This window comes from Mucilaginibacter sp. P25, assembly GCF_050859465.1.
GTDB classification, from domain to species: domain Bacteria; phylum Bacteroidota; class Bacteroidia; order Sphingobacteriales; family Sphingobacteriaceae; genus Mucilaginibacter; species Mucilaginibacter gossypii.
Window position 1 is genome coordinate 370,581 of the sequence record NZ_CP193937.1, and the last position, 16,188, is coordinate 386,768.

The 16,188-nt window shown below is 38.6% G+C and carries 20 protein-coding genes; all 20 read right to left on the reverse strand.

Translation table 11 applies throughout. From position 1 onward, the window contains the following. Positions 1–4: 4 nt before the first annotated feature. Positions 5–997 (reverse strand): Gfo/Idh/MocA family protein, encoded by a 993-nt coding sequence (locus ACRQ5D_RS01915; protein WP_091166631.1) that lies wholly within the window; start codon positions 995–997, stop codon positions 5–7. 8 nt (positions 998–1,005) lie between these two features. Beyond that, positions 1,006–1,926 (reverse strand): phosphoglycerate dehydrogenase, encoded by a 921-nt coding sequence (locus ACRQ5D_RS01920; protein WP_091166630.1) that lies wholly within the window; start codon positions 1,924–1,926, stop codon positions 1,006–1,008. Then, positions 1,919–2,623, reverse strand: coding sequence for a cytidylyltransferase domain-containing protein (locus ACRQ5D_RS01925; protein WP_091166628.1), 705 nt, complete (start codon positions 2,621–2,623; stop codon positions 1,919–1,921). The genes ACRQ5D_RS01920 and ACRQ5D_RS01925 overlap by 8 nt, the downstream gene beginning before the upstream one ends. Next, on the reverse strand, positions 2,624–3,490 hold the full coding sequence (locus ACRQ5D_RS01930; RefSeq protein ID WP_432328396.1) for a glycosyltransferase: 867 nt from the start codon (positions 3,488–3,490) through the stop codon (positions 2,624–2,626). Positions 3,491–3,495: 5 nt separating this feature from the next. Continuing rightward, complete coding sequence (locus tag ACRQ5D_RS01935; protein ID WP_432328397.1) at positions 3,496–3,723, reverse strand: hypothetical protein; 228 nt, start codon at positions 3,721–3,723, stop codon at positions 3,496–3,498. Between the two features lie 35 nt (positions 3,724–3,758). After that, a complete protein-coding gene (locus tag ACRQ5D_RS01940) occupies positions 3,759–4,802 on the reverse strand; it encodes a hypothetical protein (protein WP_432328398.1) in 1,044 nt (347 codons plus the stop codon). A 2-nt stretch (positions 4,803–4,804) separates the two neighbouring features. Continuing rightward, positions 4,805–4,939 carry a hypothetical protein gene (locus tag ACRQ5D_RS01945; RefSeq protein ID WP_431199015.1) on the reverse strand — a complete coding sequence of 45 codons (135 nt, stop codon included), beginning with the start codon at positions 4,937–4,939 and terminating at the stop codon, positions 4,805–4,807. A 172-nt stretch (positions 4,940–5,111) separates the two neighbouring features. Then, complete coding sequence (locus tag ACRQ5D_RS01950) at positions 5,112–5,546, reverse strand: hypothetical protein (protein WP_432328399.1); 435 nt, start codon at positions 5,544–5,546, stop codon at positions 5,112–5,114. Then, positions 5,509–5,844 carry a glycosyltransferase family 2 protein gene (locus ACRQ5D_RS01955; RefSeq protein WP_432328400.1) on the reverse strand — a complete coding sequence of 112 codons (336 nt, stop codon included), beginning with the start codon at positions 5,842–5,844 and terminating at the stop codon, positions 5,509–5,511. The genes ACRQ5D_RS01950 and ACRQ5D_RS01955 overlap by 38 nt, the downstream gene beginning before the upstream one ends. Before the next feature lie 6 nt (positions 5,845–5,850). After that, positions 5,851–7,149 (reverse strand): lipopolysaccharide biosynthesis protein, encoded by a 1,299-nt coding sequence (locus tag ACRQ5D_RS01960; protein ID WP_091166622.1) that lies wholly within the window; start codon positions 7,147–7,149, stop codon positions 5,851–5,853. Beyond that, positions 7,134–7,610, reverse strand: a complete 477-nt coding sequence (locus ACRQ5D_RS01965; protein ID WP_431199019.1) for an acyltransferase — start codon at positions 7,608–7,610, stop codon at positions 7,134–7,136. Before ACRQ5D_RS01965 ends, ACRQ5D_RS01960 begins: the two co-directional genes overlap by 16 nt. A gap of 148 nt (positions 7,611–7,758) precedes the next feature. Next, a complete protein-coding gene (locus ACRQ5D_RS01970; protein ID WP_432329688.1) occupies positions 7,759–8,145 on the reverse strand; it encodes an NAD-dependent epimerase/dehydratase family protein in 387 nt (128 codons plus the stop codon). Next, entirely contained in the window at positions 8,126–8,647 is a 522-nt protein-coding gene (locus ACRQ5D_RS01975; RefSeq protein ID WP_431199020.1) for an NAD-dependent epimerase/dehydratase family protein, read from the reverse strand. Before ACRQ5D_RS01975 ends, ACRQ5D_RS01970 begins: the two co-directional genes overlap by 20 nt. 3 nt (positions 8,648–8,650) lie before the next feature. Beyond that, positions 8,651–9,187: a dTDP-4-dehydrorhamnose 3,5-epimerase family protein gene (locus ACRQ5D_RS01980; protein WP_091166616.1), complete on the reverse strand. Its 537-nt coding sequence runs from the start codon at positions 9,185–9,187 to the stop codon at positions 8,651–8,653. Next, positions 9,187–9,411, reverse strand: a complete 225-nt coding sequence (locus ACRQ5D_RS01985) for a DegT/DnrJ/EryC1/StrS family aminotransferase (protein WP_432328401.1) — start codon at positions 9,409–9,411, stop codon at positions 9,187–9,189. Before ACRQ5D_RS01985 ends, ACRQ5D_RS01980 begins: the two co-directional genes overlap by 1 nt. Then, the gene (rfbH, locus tag ACRQ5D_RS01990) at positions 9,378–10,487 is read right to left on the reverse strand and encodes a lipopolysaccharide biosynthesis protein RfbH (RefSeq protein ID WP_432328402.1); all 1,110 of its coding nucleotides are present in this window, start codon (positions 10,485–10,487) and stop codon (positions 9,378–9,380) included. The genes ACRQ5D_RS01985 and rfbH overlap by 34 nt, the downstream gene beginning before the upstream one ends. Positions 10,488–10,540: 53 nt before the next feature. Beyond that, a complete protein-coding gene (rfbG, locus tag ACRQ5D_RS01995) occupies positions 10,541–11,542 on the reverse strand; it encodes a CDP-glucose 4,6-dehydratase (protein ID WP_431199021.1) in 1,002 nt (333 codons plus the stop codon). Between the two features lie 78 nt (positions 11,543–11,620). Next, positions 11,621–12,391: a glucose-1-phosphate cytidylyltransferase gene (gene rfbF, locus ACRQ5D_RS02000; protein ID WP_091166610.1), complete on the reverse strand. Its 771-nt coding sequence runs from the start codon at positions 12,389–12,391 to the stop codon at positions 11,621–11,623. A gap of 29 nt (positions 12,392–12,420) precedes the next feature. Beyond that, the gene (locus ACRQ5D_RS02005) at positions 12,421–13,461 is read right to left on the reverse strand and encodes a ferredoxin--NADP reductase (RefSeq protein WP_091166608.1); all 1,041 of its coding nucleotides are present in this window, start codon (positions 13,459–13,461) and stop codon (positions 12,421–12,423) included. 212 nt (positions 13,462–13,673) lie between these two features. Next, the gene (locus tag ACRQ5D_RS02010; RefSeq protein WP_091166606.1) at positions 13,674–16,097 is read right to left on the reverse strand and encodes a GumC family protein; all 2,424 of its coding nucleotides are present in this window, start codon (positions 16,095–16,097) and stop codon (positions 13,674–13,676) included. Positions 16,098–16,188 lie beyond the last annotated feature (91 nt).

Consider the following 16,188-nt stretch of genomic DNA (forward strand, 5'->3'; position numbering starts at 1 on the left):
TTTTTTAAAAATCTTTTTGTTCGTATACCTTGTCGATAATTTTCATCAGCTTATAGGCATCTTTGGAGTTACCTATTTCAATATCTTTATTTTCATTAATTGAATCGAAGAAATGGTCCATTTCATAACGCCAACTGTTATTATTAACGTATTTGGTTACCACCTCGTCTTTCCAGGTAGCGGCTGGCGCTGTCGACCTGTTTCTTGCAATAGACAATGTTTCCTCTCCATAAGACATTGAAGATGTGATAAGGCCGTTTAAAACCATATAGCCTTTTTCAAGGAATATCTCAAGTGAAAACAAATGGCGCCATTGCGACATTGTAGAGTGCAATGACGCTACTTTACCTGTAGCTGATTCTTTAAGAATAACGAATGCGTTATCTTCAACATCCATGTGCCAGTAAAGATTTGAAACTTCAGATTTTATAACATCAAAATCACCAGACAGGTAAAGGAACAAATCAAGCATATGAATACCCTGGTCCATCAGGATACCACCACCTGCTAATTCCTTTTTTGCTCTCCATTGGTTGAAGTAATCGGCTGTAACGCTTTTACCATAGCGGCCACGCAACCACAAAACCTTACCGTATTGACCGCTGTCAATAAGATTTTTCATATGGATTACGCTATCGTGATGACGGTGGTTAAAACCATACATCAGTTTTTTACCGCTCTTTGCTTCGGCTTCCTGAATCTCTAAAATATCAGCACCTGTAAATGCCGGAGGTTTTTCGCAAAAAACGTGTTTACGTGCGTTTAACGCGCGGATGGTAAGCTCCTTGTTTAAAAAGTTAGGAGTACAAACAATAATCACATCAACTTCCGGGTGATTGAGGATTTCTTCGTGGCTGATATTAGGAATTCCGTTGATATTCGGCTCTCCGTTGGGTTCTGACAGAGCAATAACAGTCCCTTTTTTAATTTCATCTATTGCCTGATGGCGTATTTTACCCATTACGCCGTAGCCTATTATCCCTACTTTATAATTCATAGTATATGTTATTTTAGAGCGTTAATAAGATTTTTAACCGCCTCAATTTCCATTAATAATTTACCCTCCTCGGCATATGACCCTAAATGGGGGGTAAGTACGATATTATCGAGCGTACACAGAGCGCCTGAATAAGGCTCTTCAGAAAATACATCGACAGCGGCACCTGTCAGTTTTTTGCCTGCAAGCGCATTGTACAATGCCGCTTCATCAACAATACCTCCACGGGAAATGTTTATCAAAAATGATCCGTCCTTCATCTTGCTGATCTCATTTTCGCCAATAACAGCCGAACCATCTTCATTACCCGGTACGTGAATGGTAACTATATCCGCCTTAGTAAGTAAAGTTTCCATATCTACAAGCTCCACGTTATTACTTGATGCCCATGCCTGATCAGCATAAGGATCATAGCCGATCACCGGGTTTCCGATGCCCCTGAATAGTTGCGCTACCAGTTTTCCGATACGGCCCAAACCAACAACGCCGACAATTTTGTTAAGCACCAGGTTACCTATTTGTTTTTTCCACTGCCCGTTTTTCATATCATAATGAGCTTGCGGAATTTTGCGTAATAATGTAAGTGTCATTGCCAACGTAAGCTCTGCAACTGCACGTGTTGGCCCATCAGGCGTATTCTTTACAATTATTCCTTTTTTGGCGGCATGTTTCAAATCCACGCTGTCCATACCAATGCCTACCCTGCTTATGCATTTCAGGTTTGGTAATGCATCCATTACCCTTTCGGTAAGCGGCTCTACTCCTGCAACTATGCCAACACAATCTTTAGCCAGTTCTATTACTTCGTCTTCCGTTAATTTTCTTCCGTAGGGGTTGTCAATTACTTCGTAACCACTTTCAACAAGCAAGTCAACAGGCTCTTTTCCAACCTGGCCAAAAGAAGAGGGAGATGTTAATATTTTACTCATAGTATTCTATTTTTTCGGCGTTTTCAGCCATTTTAGATTTCAGATATAATTCGGCCAGGATAAAATCTTCCTCAGATGATACCTTGATCGAACGTACGGCGTCAAATGGATATAAGCCATAGTTACCTACAAATACGGCATAGTTATGCTTTTCGTAGTGTTCTTTAAATTTCTTCGCGTTCCAGATGCAAACAGTCCAAGCGCAAAGCTGAATAGGCACAAGGTTTTGTGTCATGGGCAGCAAGCCATCGGTTTTAAAGTTTAAAGGTTTACCGTCATAAAACGACTGCAGCTTTTCTTCTCTCACCGATATTAGCGTATCCAACTGGTGCTCCTCGTAAAACCTTATAGCATCATCAATATCTGAGGGTAACACCAAAGGAGATACCGGATTGATCAAAACCAGGTTCTCGGCGTCTACGTTACACAAAAAATCATAGTTAAACTGATCCTGTACAATATGGTCCTCGGCCAGCTCAGGCTTACGTTCATAAAATTCGATACCATACTCAGCACAAAGTTTGCGCATTATCTCAGCTTCTGAGTTTACAAAAACAGCGTCAATAAAACTTGATTGTTTAGCGGCATCAATGGCATAAGCAACCATTGGCTTACCATTTATTAAACGCAGGTTCTTCTTTGGAACTCTTTTACTACCCAAACGCACGGGTATTTCTGCTACATATTTGTATTTCATTTACTTTGATATATCGTTTAACAGCCTATTTAAATTAACTGCATATTGCTCAAAGCCCGCAAATGAGCTTACGTAATTATGCAACTCATTGGGTGCAAGCTTTTGGTTTAAAATTTTATGTACCAATTTTTTTAACGCTTCTAAATCTGCGAAATCCACAAAATCCGCTTTGGCATTTACCTCCTGCAAAACAGGAATAGCCGAACATAAAACCGGGGTATTAACATACTGGGCCTCAATAGGCGGCAAACCATACCCTTCAAATGTTGAACTGTACAGCAATAATTGAGCTGATGCCAGCTCTGAATATTTTTCAGATTCTGAAATGTCCGAACGGAAAACAAGGTTTACCTTACCTGCCCGGGCCTCGTTAACTAAACTTTGATATAAATCAGGGGCAAGCCTGTCTTTATTGCCGATAACTAAGAGCGTATAACCTTCAGGAACCGCCTTTACAATATTATTAAGAACGCCCGCATTTTTGTGCTTTTCATTAAACCTTCCAAAGTAAACTACTTTTCTGGTTTTCTCACTGCTAACAAACCCTTCGGCTATTTTTGAGTTGATACCCAAATACAGTTGTTTATAGTTTAATCCGGCATTAAACTTTGAATAATAGGCCCGGGCATATTTCATTCCTTCTTTGGTAGTCGACAGTATAGTGTCTACATATTGAAGGGCCCGATTGCTGTATTCATAAGCACTTTCGGACCTGGCACCCGGCACCATCTCACCTATCCAGTTCGGGCTCTCAAAATCTATATACCATACCGGACATTTAGATGCTTTCTTAAGTCTTTTAACCAGCGGGTAAAGCAAGAACTTATCAATAATGAACGACTTTTTTGATGCCAGATGGGGAACCAATACAATTAAGTCATATTTCCCGGATTGTAAAAAAAGAAAATAGAGCTGATTAATAACCTAATCTTTTCCTTACCCGAGTATATGCTCAGTTCATCGGCAAAAGATGGCTTGATATTGGTATAAAAATCAACCTGATGCTCTTGTGCGGCAAAAGCATTGGCCATCATCCATGCATGGATTCTTCCGCCAGAATACTTCGTTTTGAAATTTTTACCTACAAAAGCTACTTTCATTATCTTAAGTTATTTAATTGCCTATTTCCCACCACTTACGCTAATTGAAAATTATTTTGTTCATAACGTTTCTTCCCTATGAGATACAATACCGCGGAAAACAGAATAATTCCAGGCGCATGACCAAATGGCCAACTTATTATATAAAATACGGTAATACCTATGAGGTAAGAATTTAGTACGGGATCTACTTTAAGACTATGCTTAATAGCCCGATACAGCAACACACATATAACAACAAAATAAAATATACCAAAGCGTACAAACTCACCGATAAACCCGATATCGCCCAAATAATAACCAAAATTTTCCCCGATTGCCAATACCTGAAGGCCATAAGATGAGTTAGCATCATATACTCCATTACCAAAAATCCATGTCGGGATATCCGTATTGTAAGTAGTTAAATAATAGTATGCTGCCGGGATACGGATATAATCCGAGCCCTGGGCTAACTCCTTTTGGGTAGTTTCGGTTATAGTACTAACATATGTTGAAGGGATTATAAAAAATACTGAAAGTGCAAATAAAACAACTACGAACACTTTTAAACCGAAGCTGACATTTTTTGACTTGAATGCAACCAGTCCAATAGTAAAGACAGTAATAGCTACAAGGAACCTTGATCCTGATAAAAGATTTACCACCAGCGACAATATCAGCAAGGGATAAAATAATATGTTTTTATTTAAGATCCTGTTGATTGAAAAAGCAGCCAAAAATATCAGAAATTCAAAACCGTCAACCCTAAAGCGTAAAGTGGAGCGTTCGATTTGAACTTTAGGAAAATAAAAAACCATTGCCGGATATACAAGGTACTGCAAAAAGTACATGCATCCGAAAAAAATGGCTGTATACTTTAACGCTTTTTCTACATTGGCGCTTGATACATTTAATGCTCCTAACGCAAAATATACCAGATAAAAATACATGAAACGCTGCGTAACTAATGTTGTAGACAGGCCTTGTTTATGATAAACAGCAGCCATAACAGTGCTACAGGTGACAGATGCATAAATAAAGAATATCTCTTTTTTAAAGAGTAATGGAACCTGGGGCTTGTATTGAAATACGAGCATCCCTAAAAAAGCAAACTAAGTGCCTGTAAAGCTACCGAAACTTCAAGCGTAAGCGGGGTTACACGCCATAAACCAACGCCAAACAAAAACAATGTTGTTATCAGCCCTGTATTATTTGGCAACTTCTTTTTCACCATTAATCCTTTTTTAAATTCATTAAAAAGATACCATTATAGTAACCTTTCATCATTAAATTTATTTTTACAAAATTCTTTTCATACACAAAAAACCGGGCAATATTTCTGGCAGCTACTTTAGCCGATTTAAATAGCCCATACCTGAAATTAGCGCCATTACCATGCTTTTTTATCAAATAAAAATAGTTACGGGCTGTATAATACACTGCATGGTTACTTGGTAACCTGGCAGCTGCCGATAGATAGATATGTTCATGCCAGCACTGCGTACGGGTGGTTGATATGATATCATATCCTGCTTTTTTACGCGGATAAACAGATCGGATTCGTCTCCATACATAAATATCCTTTCATCATACAAACCGGCCTCTTTAAAGATCTTCGTTTTCATCATGTAATTGCCGCCGCATACAAAATCAACCTGCAGGTCTTCCGGAATCTCTTTGCTCAATGGTACATCTTTGAAAAATTTATCTACGGTAAAGTCTTTCTTATTGATATTACCACCATGCTCGCGGATAATATTTGAGCGGTTTTCGTACAGGTTAACAGCAGCTACTACCCCGGTTTTATCCGATGCCAGCAGAAGGTCTTTTAGTATGGTCACCCCCTTTGGGTATGTACATATCCTGCATCATGAACAAAATTAGTTCCGCGTCGGTGTGTTCCATAACATATCTTATCCCCTCGTTAAACCCGCGCGCAACACCCAAATCTTCATTTTGCCATAAAATAATAGCGTTAGGAAAATTCTCCCTTATTTTTTCGCGATATAATTCGTTCGAATTATTTTCAACAATGATATGGTAATCTATTTCATCTTTATATGCTTCATAATGGGTTAGCCAGTTGTTAAACTGATAATCCTCATTGTGCGAAGTAGTAATTGCCGCTAATTTTGCCATCACCTATTATTTTAGCTTTTTTATAAACTTTAAAGACCACGTTACCACATAAATTGATGGTATAATTGTTCCTAATATGTTACCAGCAACAATACCTATCATTCCGAATTTCATACCCCCAACAATAGCAAGGGATAATGACAAAACAGCATTACAAATAGCCGCCCCCATAAACGTTGTTGTTCCGGTTGCTATAATTGAGCTGGCGTGTGCATTATGATGCGCATATATAACACCAAGCAACAACATTAAACCAAACAATGTACTGCCCAAATATCCTCCCTTACCTAACCATAAAGGCACTACATAAGGTGCAAGCAATAACGCGGGCAAACCTATGGCGAAGCTTATCAATATCGCCACGATTACGTTTTTGTAGTACAACTTCCGTAAGCCGTCATAATCTTTCGCTGCATATTTCTGTGCTATAAAAGGATAAATCAACTGCGTAGCCAGGCTACTAACAGCAATAACGATAGTTACGATCCGCGACAAGCCTGAGTAATATGGAATTATTTTTAAGCCGGCTAACCTTTCAATAATGAAAATATCGGATTGCATTACGAAGAATGATGTAAGGTTAAGCACCAGTATCTTGCCCGATTCCTTAAAGAAATACTTCAATTGTGCAATAACAGGTTTGGTTATACGCTTTATAAAAACCCCTTTGTTAAACCTTTCAAATAAAAGCCAAGAGGCTGCATAAAACAATGCGCTTGATACCAGGAACGAAAGCCCTAAAGCTTTAAAGCCGAAATTCAACTTTAATACCAGGTAATAACCTGATAAAGTGGTTACCGAAACCATGATCTTGACAACCTTATCCCAGCCAACCTCGCCCAGACCGTTAATAATGTGAAGGTATTTGATACCGTAAATCCTTAACGCATTGCCCAGGCTTAAGAATATCCAGCAATAGGTTCCCTCTACCAGGAAGTTGTTTTTAATCAATACCTCGCGGATGTAAGCAAAATAAAGTACGCCACAGATGAGCAATACCAAAAATGTTGCAACTAAAAACGAATGGGTAATATTAGACCATATGTTGTCAAAGAACCTGCTTTCCTCACGTTTTTCCTTTATTTCGGCACTTAACCGTATTACTACGGGAGCTAACCCCGCCTGCCCAAGTAAAACAATGCCGGTGAACGACATGAAGAAAACCCAAAGTCCGGCAATATCCTTTGATAAAAACTTCAGTAACAATGGCAATATAGAAAGCCCCACCAAACTATCTATCACCAAACTGATAGCCCCGGTAACGAAACCAAATGATACTTTCTTTAATATTAAACTTTTTCCCATAGTTTGGATTCGAAGTTGTATTGTTTAATTACTTTTGCCGGATTTCCAACTGCTATAGAAAATGGTGGTATGACACCAGAAACGACACTATTAGAACCGATAACAGATCTTTTGCCTATATGGGCTCCGCCCAAAACGCAAACGTTTTCTCCCAACCAAACACCGTCTTCAAGAGTGGTTGTTCTAAATTTTAAAGGTTGTTTTAGATAAAAATCACCTTCAGGATCAGTACCATGATTATTATCTGTTATCATGCACCCGCTTGCAATAACCACCCCCTCACCAATAACAACAGAATTGGCACAATAAACATGCACCGCATGTTGTAAGGACGTAAATGAACCTATAACCAGTTTTGGGTTCAGTGCCTGCCCATTATAATTACTATATGATTCTATCCTGCAATAAGGGCCAATAGCACATTTATCACCGATAAAAATATTCTTCCCCCGGTATGCCAAATTTTGCTCCTTATAATCGCGCCTTTACCCAGTTTACCGAATTTGTTCTTGTAGGATAAATAATAAAACCGCCTTTTGATTCCATCTCCTAACTTTTGCGGATTAAGAATTAAATTGATTAACTTTTTCACGTTATCCGGCTTGAAAATTATTTATCACCTAAAAAAATCTTTACCCCCTGGTCAAGGCTTACATTACTACTCCAATTTAAAACAGCTTTTGCCAACTCAGTATCAGCAACAGCATACATTACATCGGATGGCCTGTACGCTTTCCCACCCCAGTTTATTTTTGTTTTGCCTCCTGATGCTTCTTCAATAGTGGCTGCCAGCTGCTTAATGGTACTGCCTTTTCCGGTGCCCAATTGAAATGTTGAGTTGTGTGGTACTGTAGCAGCCTGTTTAATTAAAGCTTTATAAAAATCAACCACATCTTGGATATGAATGAAGTCAAGTACCTGTTCACCCGGCGACAGGTCGACAGGATTAGCGGCGCCTATTGATTCATATATGATATCAATAATTTTTTTGTGAATCTTTTCCGCCGTAAATGGTGTATGGAATTACATTAACGTTTTTGAAATTGTATACATTGCTGTAATAATCCAAAAACGAACGGCTTGCGGTTTTAGTGGCAGCATACAAATATGCTGGTTTTAAAATACCATCCCCTTTAAAATATTCGGCAAAAGTTCCGGTATTGATAAATAGCTGCAAGTCCGTTTCCTTCAATGCATCCAATAAACTACATAAAAAAATGATATTGGAATCTATCAGTTTAGTCACGTTGTTGTAGTCATCAGCCGACGTTAAAAAAGAGGCAAGATGTATCACCGCATCAGGCTGAAAAGCTTTCAAAGCATTTTTCAATCCATCCTGGTCGGCATCAAGCAAATGTTTTTGCGTAGCGGCACCATACAAGTTTTCAGACTTAGCTGTATCTCGGGTAAGCTCAAGCAATTCATGGCCTTCGTTTAAAAGCTCGGGCACTAAATGACGCCCTACAAACCCGGTTGACCCTGTTACAACAATTTTCATGACTTAAAATATATTCTTATATGTCTCAATATCCGGAAACAGGTTATCTCTTTGAGATATGATGGGGGACGCCACTCCCCAATCCATTCCGAACGTATCCCATTTAATTCCCTTATCGCAGGATTGATCGTAAACCGATGTCTGCAGGTAGGAAACCATCGTATCATCCTCTAACGAAAGGAAGCCATGAGCACAACCAACAGGTATGTAAACCAGCTTCGGTTTCCCGGCCGAAATTTCGGTATGATAATATTTACCGAAAGTTGCCGATCCTGTTCTGATATCCAACACTACATCTATTATACTTCCCTGATTAACATATACAACTTTGGTATGCTCTGCAGGAGGAGTCTGGAAATGCATTCCGCGGATAACGTCTTTATGTGAAACCGAAAAGTAGTTTTCTTTAAAATCCGTTACCAGGTTGTTATCCTCAAAAAATGCGGCGTTAAAAACTTTGGTAAATGCCCCTCTATTATCTTTGAACAAATTCAAATGGATAATTGAAAGCCCGTCGATAAAGGTTTTTTCGAGTTCCATTAGCTTAAATAATCTTTAATTACATCGGCCATATAATCATAATGATCTTCGTTGAGTCCAGGCCAAACACCCAACCAAAATGATCTGTTCATAATTATATCAGTATTCGTAAGATCACCAACCACACGATGTTTGATATTGGCATAAGCCGGCTGGCGTAAAAGGTTACCTGCAAATAATAAACGGGTACCTATTTTGCTTTCCTCAAGGTGCTGAACCAGCATGTGCCTATCGGCAGCATCCCCTCTCTTAAGGTTAGCAGGAAGCCAAACCACGAAGGGTCGCTGTTTGGAGTAGGTTCCGGCAATATAAATATATCCTCAAACTGCTTCATCCTTTGGTATAAAGCCTTGTAGTTTTCGCGACGTTTTTGAACAAATGCGTCAACCTTATTAAGTTGAGATACACCAAAAGCTGCCTGCATATCAGTTACCTTTAGGTTAAAGCCAACGTGTGAGTAAGTATATTTATGGTCATACCCAAATGGCAACGAGCCTAATTGTTGCGAAAAACGGCAACCACAGGTATTATCTTTACCTGGCTCGCAATAGCAATCGCGGCCCCAGTCTCTGAAACTCTCGGCAACTTTAGATAACTCCGGATTATTGATCAATACAGCACCACCTTCGCCCATAGTAATGTGATGCGCAGGATAGAACGAGAATGTAGAGATATCACCATAAGTACCTGTCTTTTTATCGCGGTAAGTGGCGCCCAACGAATCGCAATCGTCCTCAACAACCCAAAGATTATATTTTTTGGCCACACGCATAACTTCATCCAGGTTAAATGGGTTACCTAAAGAGTGGGCAATCATGATAGCTTTGGTTTTATCAGAAACCGCGGCTTCAATCAAATCTGCGTTTACGTTGTGTGTAGCAATATCTACATCTACAAAAACCGGTACAGCACCAAACTGAACAATAGGATTTACAGTTGTAGGGAATCCGGCTGCTACTGTAATTACTTCATCGCCAGGCACAATAGCTCGTTCGCCAAGTTTGGGAGAAGTAAGTGCATAAAAAGCAACCAGGTTAGCCGATGATCCCGAATTGACCAATAAGGCCCTGTGCGCGCCAAAATAATTCGCAAAATCTGCTTCGAACTTATTGGCGAAACGACCTGTAGTTAACCAGCCATCTAAAGCTGCTTCAACACCAAATAAAATATCCTCCTCGTCTAACACTTTACCAGTTACAGGGATATAGTTTTTTCCTGGAACAATAATCTTTTCAGTTTGTGCCTTTGCAATAGCTCTCAGGCTTTTCTCCAACTCAGGGTCGTTTATATTTTTTAACATCTCGAATTAGTTTTAATTTTTTATTTTATCGGGGTATATCTTATTTTCCTGATTTATTTGTTTATAAATTCTACTATTTGGCTTTCAGTAAATTGATCAATATTATCAGGATTGCTCAAATAATGCTTATACCAACCTATCGTTTTCTCAATGGCTTCAGTAGCCTGATACTTAGGCTTCCAGTTTAAATTGGTAAGCGCCTTGCTGATATCAAGTTTCAGAAGGCCGGCTTCATGGGGCTGTTTATCTGAATTGAAAATCTCCACTTCGCCGCCACCCCAGTTTTCTATGGCCAGTTCAACCATTTTATGCACGGGCAAAGCATCACTTAATCCTGGGCCAAAATTATAGGCATCAGCAAAAGTTACCGGCTCAGTTACCATCCTGGTACCTAACAATAAGTAACCAAGTACAGGCTCAAGCACATGCTGCCATGGCCTTACCGAATTTGGGTTACGGATAATTATCTTTTGCTCTTTTGATAAAAACCTAACTATATCCGGTACCAACCTGTCTTTAGCCCAATCTCCGCCGCCAATCACATTACCAGCCCTTGTTACCGCAATAGATTTTAAGTGAGTTGAATAATTAGCTGTATTAAAAAAGGAGTTTCTGTATGAATCAATAACTAATTCGGCACAGGCTTTACTGGCACTATAAGGATCATAACCACCTAAACGATCTGTTTCCCGATACGGGTAAACCCATTCATAATTATGATAGACCTTATCCGTTGTAATTAATACAACCTGGCATGCTTTATCAAGTAAGCGAACGCCATCAAGTACATTAGCTGTACCAATAGCATTAACTTCAAACGTTTCGGCAGGGATATCATATGATAACCTAACCAATGGCTGAGCAGCGAGATGAAAAACAAAATCCGGCTGACAATCAGTAATAGCAGCCGTTAATTTAGTCTTATCACGCAGGTCACCAATTATTGAGTGGCAAATTTTATCGCCATTAATAAGATGAAACAGATCAAAATCATTTTGAGGAGCTAATGCGTAACCAGTGGTTTCGGCACCCAGCATGCTTAAGATCTTTAACATCCACGAGCCTTTAAAACCGGTATGGCCGGTTAAAAAAACTTTTTTCCTTTATATATCGCTTCTAACTCTTTAAACATATTACCAGATTTTCCATTTAGCCTTATGTTGTGACCAATCTTCTTCAAGCTCCTGCTTATCACGCAGGGTATCCATTGGTTTCCAGAAACCATCGTGGTTAAAAGCAACCATCTCGCCGGCTTTCGCAATTTCTTCCATCGGCTCTCTTTCCCATATAGTGCTGTCGCCTTCTATGAAATCAAAAACACCCGGCTCGCATACAAAAAAACCACCGTTAATCCATGCGCCATCGCCTTTAGGCTTTTCCATAAAGGAGTGCACAGAATTATCTTCATTAAGATTAATAGCACCAAAGCGACCGGATGGCTGTACAGATGTAACAGTGCAAAGCTTTCCTTTTTCTTTATGATACTTCACTAACTCGGTAATGTTAACATTACTAACGCCATCGCCGTAAGTAAGCATGAAAGGCTCATTACCAACATGGGGCTTAATGCGTTTGATACGTCCGCCTGTCATTGATTCGTTACCGGTATCAACCAGAGTTATCGTCCATGGCTCGGCCTGCGTATCATGAACCTTTATCGAGTTATCTTTAAGATCGATGGTTACATCTGATTTATGCAAAAAGTAATTGGCAAAATATTCCTTTATTACATAGCCCTTGTAACCTAAACAGATAACAAAGTCATTAAAGCCATGAGAAGAGTAAATTTTCATGATATGCCATAAAATAGGCATGCCTCCAATTTCAACCATGGGTTTTGGTCTTAAAACTGTTTCTTCGGATAAGCGGGTTCCTAAACCTCCAGCGAGTAATACAACTTTCATTTATATTTTCATTAAGTTAAGTAGAGCAATTAAACACTAACCTGAACATTATCCGTCACAGGGTAACTACAACATAAAAGACATTCATCCGGAAGTAGTTTTTCATATTCTTCTGCAGGCTTCGGCATCTTTACCTCTCCTGCTAACAGTTTAGCTTTACAAACCAAACAACTTCCTGTCTGACACGAATAATCTATCTCCAAACCGGCATCCAAACCCGCATCCAATATGCTTTTTCCTTTAACAACTTCAACCTTGCTAAGCGTATCTCCCACCTTGATCTGTACAACCTGCGTGGTTATATTTTCAAAATCTTTCGGGTTTAAAACCACTTCAAATTCTTCCGAAAACACCTGATGCGACTTAACATCAAGGCTTGCTAAAACCTCTTTAACCGATTCTTTTAAACCAGCGGGGCCACATATATAATGGACGGTGTTTTCGAGGTCCAACTCTCCCTTCATTACAGAAAGCACCTTTTTCGGACTTATTCTTCCTTCAATAACTTCCGGGTTACTATCTGATATCTTTAGCTGCGAATGAAAATGCCAGGTTTTTAATTCCTGATGATGGTTTTTCTTCAGTTCACTGATTTTATCACCAAAAATCACTGATTCCGAGTTTTTATTACCATAAATCAGGCTTATTTTGTGACCTGTTTTGTGATGAAGGATATATTTTGCAATGGATATTAAAGGTGTTATACCACTACCTGCCCCCCACAGTATAATATGCTTATCATTGCTTATTACAGTCTCATCAAATATAAAATCACCCATTGGCGGCAATACTTCCACCTGGTCACCAACTTTAACAAAATCATTAATATGATTTGAGACGATGCCACCCGGAACTCGTTTAATGGTTACCTCTAAATGAGGATCCGCACCAGGAGCCGACGAAAATGAGTAAGGACGATTATATTTCCTTCCGTTTATTTTAAAGGCCAGTGTAAGGTACTGGCCCGGCAAATATTTAATTTTCTTTAAGCCGGGTTGCTTTAAACACAGTGTAACTGTATCGGAGGTTTCTTGCCTAATATCTACAACTTGTAAAGTGAAATAAAACATTACCGATTAAAACTTATCAAACAATACAAAAAATGTTAACTGTTAGCCATAGCAAAGCAACTCATATATAGAAATTGAATTAGGAGTTGCTAATTGTTAATACATGGAGTTATCGCTAATTATTAACTCCATGAATCATTGCCGGGCCTCAAAATGATGCCTCTTGCTAATTACGAACCGTAGATCAGAGCAAAAAGAACCAATTTTATTATCTATTTTCGAAACAAGTTGGACAGCCAGCTGCCTTTAGGTTTTGAGTCTTCAACATAGCCATAGCCAGAACCATAACCATAACCATAACCATAACCATAACCATAACCATAACCGCCAGCCCCATAGTAGCCACCACTTTTCGAATCAATATCGTTTATCACCAGATAAGCTTTACGCAGCTTATTAGTTTCTGCCAAGTCATTTATAATACCTAATTGTACTTTCAATGTATATTTTTGACGTACGATGTATAAAGACAGATCAACATACTTCTCGATCAGCAACGCATCAGAAACTAAGCCAATTGGCGCGCTATCTATAATGATATAGTCGAATCTCTTTTTTAACTCATTGATCAAAATACCGAGTTTATCATTCAACAACAACTCTGACGGGTTCGGAGGAATAGAACCCGAGCTGATAAGGAAACAATTCTCACTAAAAAATGTCGGCTTCAGAATTGCGTCAATGTCCATGTTACTTGACACCACGTAGTTAGAAAATCCATTGCTATTTTCCATTCCCAAATTCTGAGACAACTTAGGTTTACGCAAATCGAGTTCGATAAATACTACCTTCTTTCCGCTTAACGATAAAACGCTTCCTAGGTTCAATGATATAAAGGATTTGCCTTCACCGCTCATACTTGACGAAACAAGTATCACCTGCGGCTTTTCGTTATCCAATATATATTGAAGGTTTGTCCTCATCGCCCTAAACTGTTCTGAAATAATAGTCCGGGATTTAGAATCAACTACCAAATTATTTCCTGCCTTGTTATGACTAATTTCGCCAACCACAGGAATTTTAGTATTTTCTTCTACGTCAAGCTTTGTAACTATCCTAACGTTTAATATTTCTTTGATACTGAGGTAAATTATCGGAGCTAAGAATCCGAATAATATCAACAGGACAACAACTAAATTAATTTTGGATTTATCCGGTTCATAGTCGCTTTTGGCATGATCTACTATCCTCGCAGTTGAGATGGTTGAAGTTTTTGAAATAGCTGTTTCTTCTCGTTTTTGCAATAAGAAAACATATAGATCCTGTTTAACAGTTTGCTCTCTTGTATAATCCAAAAATATTCTTGTTTGAGAGGGTACAGTTTCTATTTTATTGTTAAATGTCTTATTTTGGCTTTCGAGGTTATCTTTACTTACTTGTAAACCTTTCAAATAAGAATTTATATTTTTTAAGATTATAGTTCTGTAACTTTCTATTTGAGCATCTAATGACTGTACGTAAGGATTGCTATCGGTACTTACCAAACTTTGTTTATCACGCTCCAATAACAGGGCATTGTATTGGCCAATTGCATCACTAAATCCTTGATTATCGGTACCGATTGCCGTCGCAGGAATTATTTTCTTGTTATTGGGATCGTTTAGATATTTCAATAAATCGTGAATTACAGAAATCTGAACATTAATGGTGCTCAGTTGTTTTTGAAAATCACTTGATGCACCTATCAGGGCCTTTGACTGCTCATCTACATCGGCAATCTTATTTTCTCTTCTAAACTGCTCAAAGTTTTTCTCTACACCTGAAAGCTGCGTGCCTACCAGTTTTAACCTGTCATCAATAAACGCAAGCGTGCTATCAGCGATCTGGACTTTGATGTCCCTGTCGCCTTTCAAATAAATTTCCATCAATTTGTCTAAAATCGCTTCACCTTTTTTGGCGTTGGGATATTCCAGGGAAATATTAATGGTTGTCGTTGTCTTGCTTGGCAAACTGACTGACATGACCTTAGAAAGGCTTTCGACAGTTGCTTCTGTTGAGTTGATCACTACTGAATAGCCTCTAGGATCAACCGCTTTATTTTTCTTTACAAAGATCAGGTTATATTGGGGCAAATTTATTATACGGCCATAGGTAGTTTTGATATCAATATTTTCCTTGCTATTCTTAACATTGATAGTATCGCCGTTAAGTTTTAATATATATTTCCTGGCAACTATCGAATCTGTTTTATTAGCAACAATTACCTCAAAAGGCGCTTCATTAAAAAGTTCCTGATCTTTTATAGTTCCTTTGCCTGAAATGATGACGTTTAACTGAAGTGCCTTTACAACATTATTTAACAGGGTTCTGGATTTCAAAATCTCCGCCTCATTCTCGGCGTTGTTAGGGATCCCGAACAACGAAGATATATCGGTAAGACCACTTAAGCCCCCCATTGCACCAGTGCTTCCAGATGATTTATCGTCGGGCTGCACAATCATCATTGCATTTACTTTATAATTGGCGGTACCATATCTTTTGTATGCAAACCCAATTAAGCTAAATACGATAACGCTTATTACAAATAAAGGCCAGTTGGATATAATTTTTGATATGAATTTCTTATAATCAACGCCCTGTTCTTCCTGAAAGCTTTTAAATGATTGATTTTGAGCGGTAGGATCTTGTGTACCCATTATATACTAAATATTTTAGATTAAAAACAATTAAACAAACTTTTCAATTTTAGATAATATTTAAAGTTTGCGATCAAAGTATACCATTAAC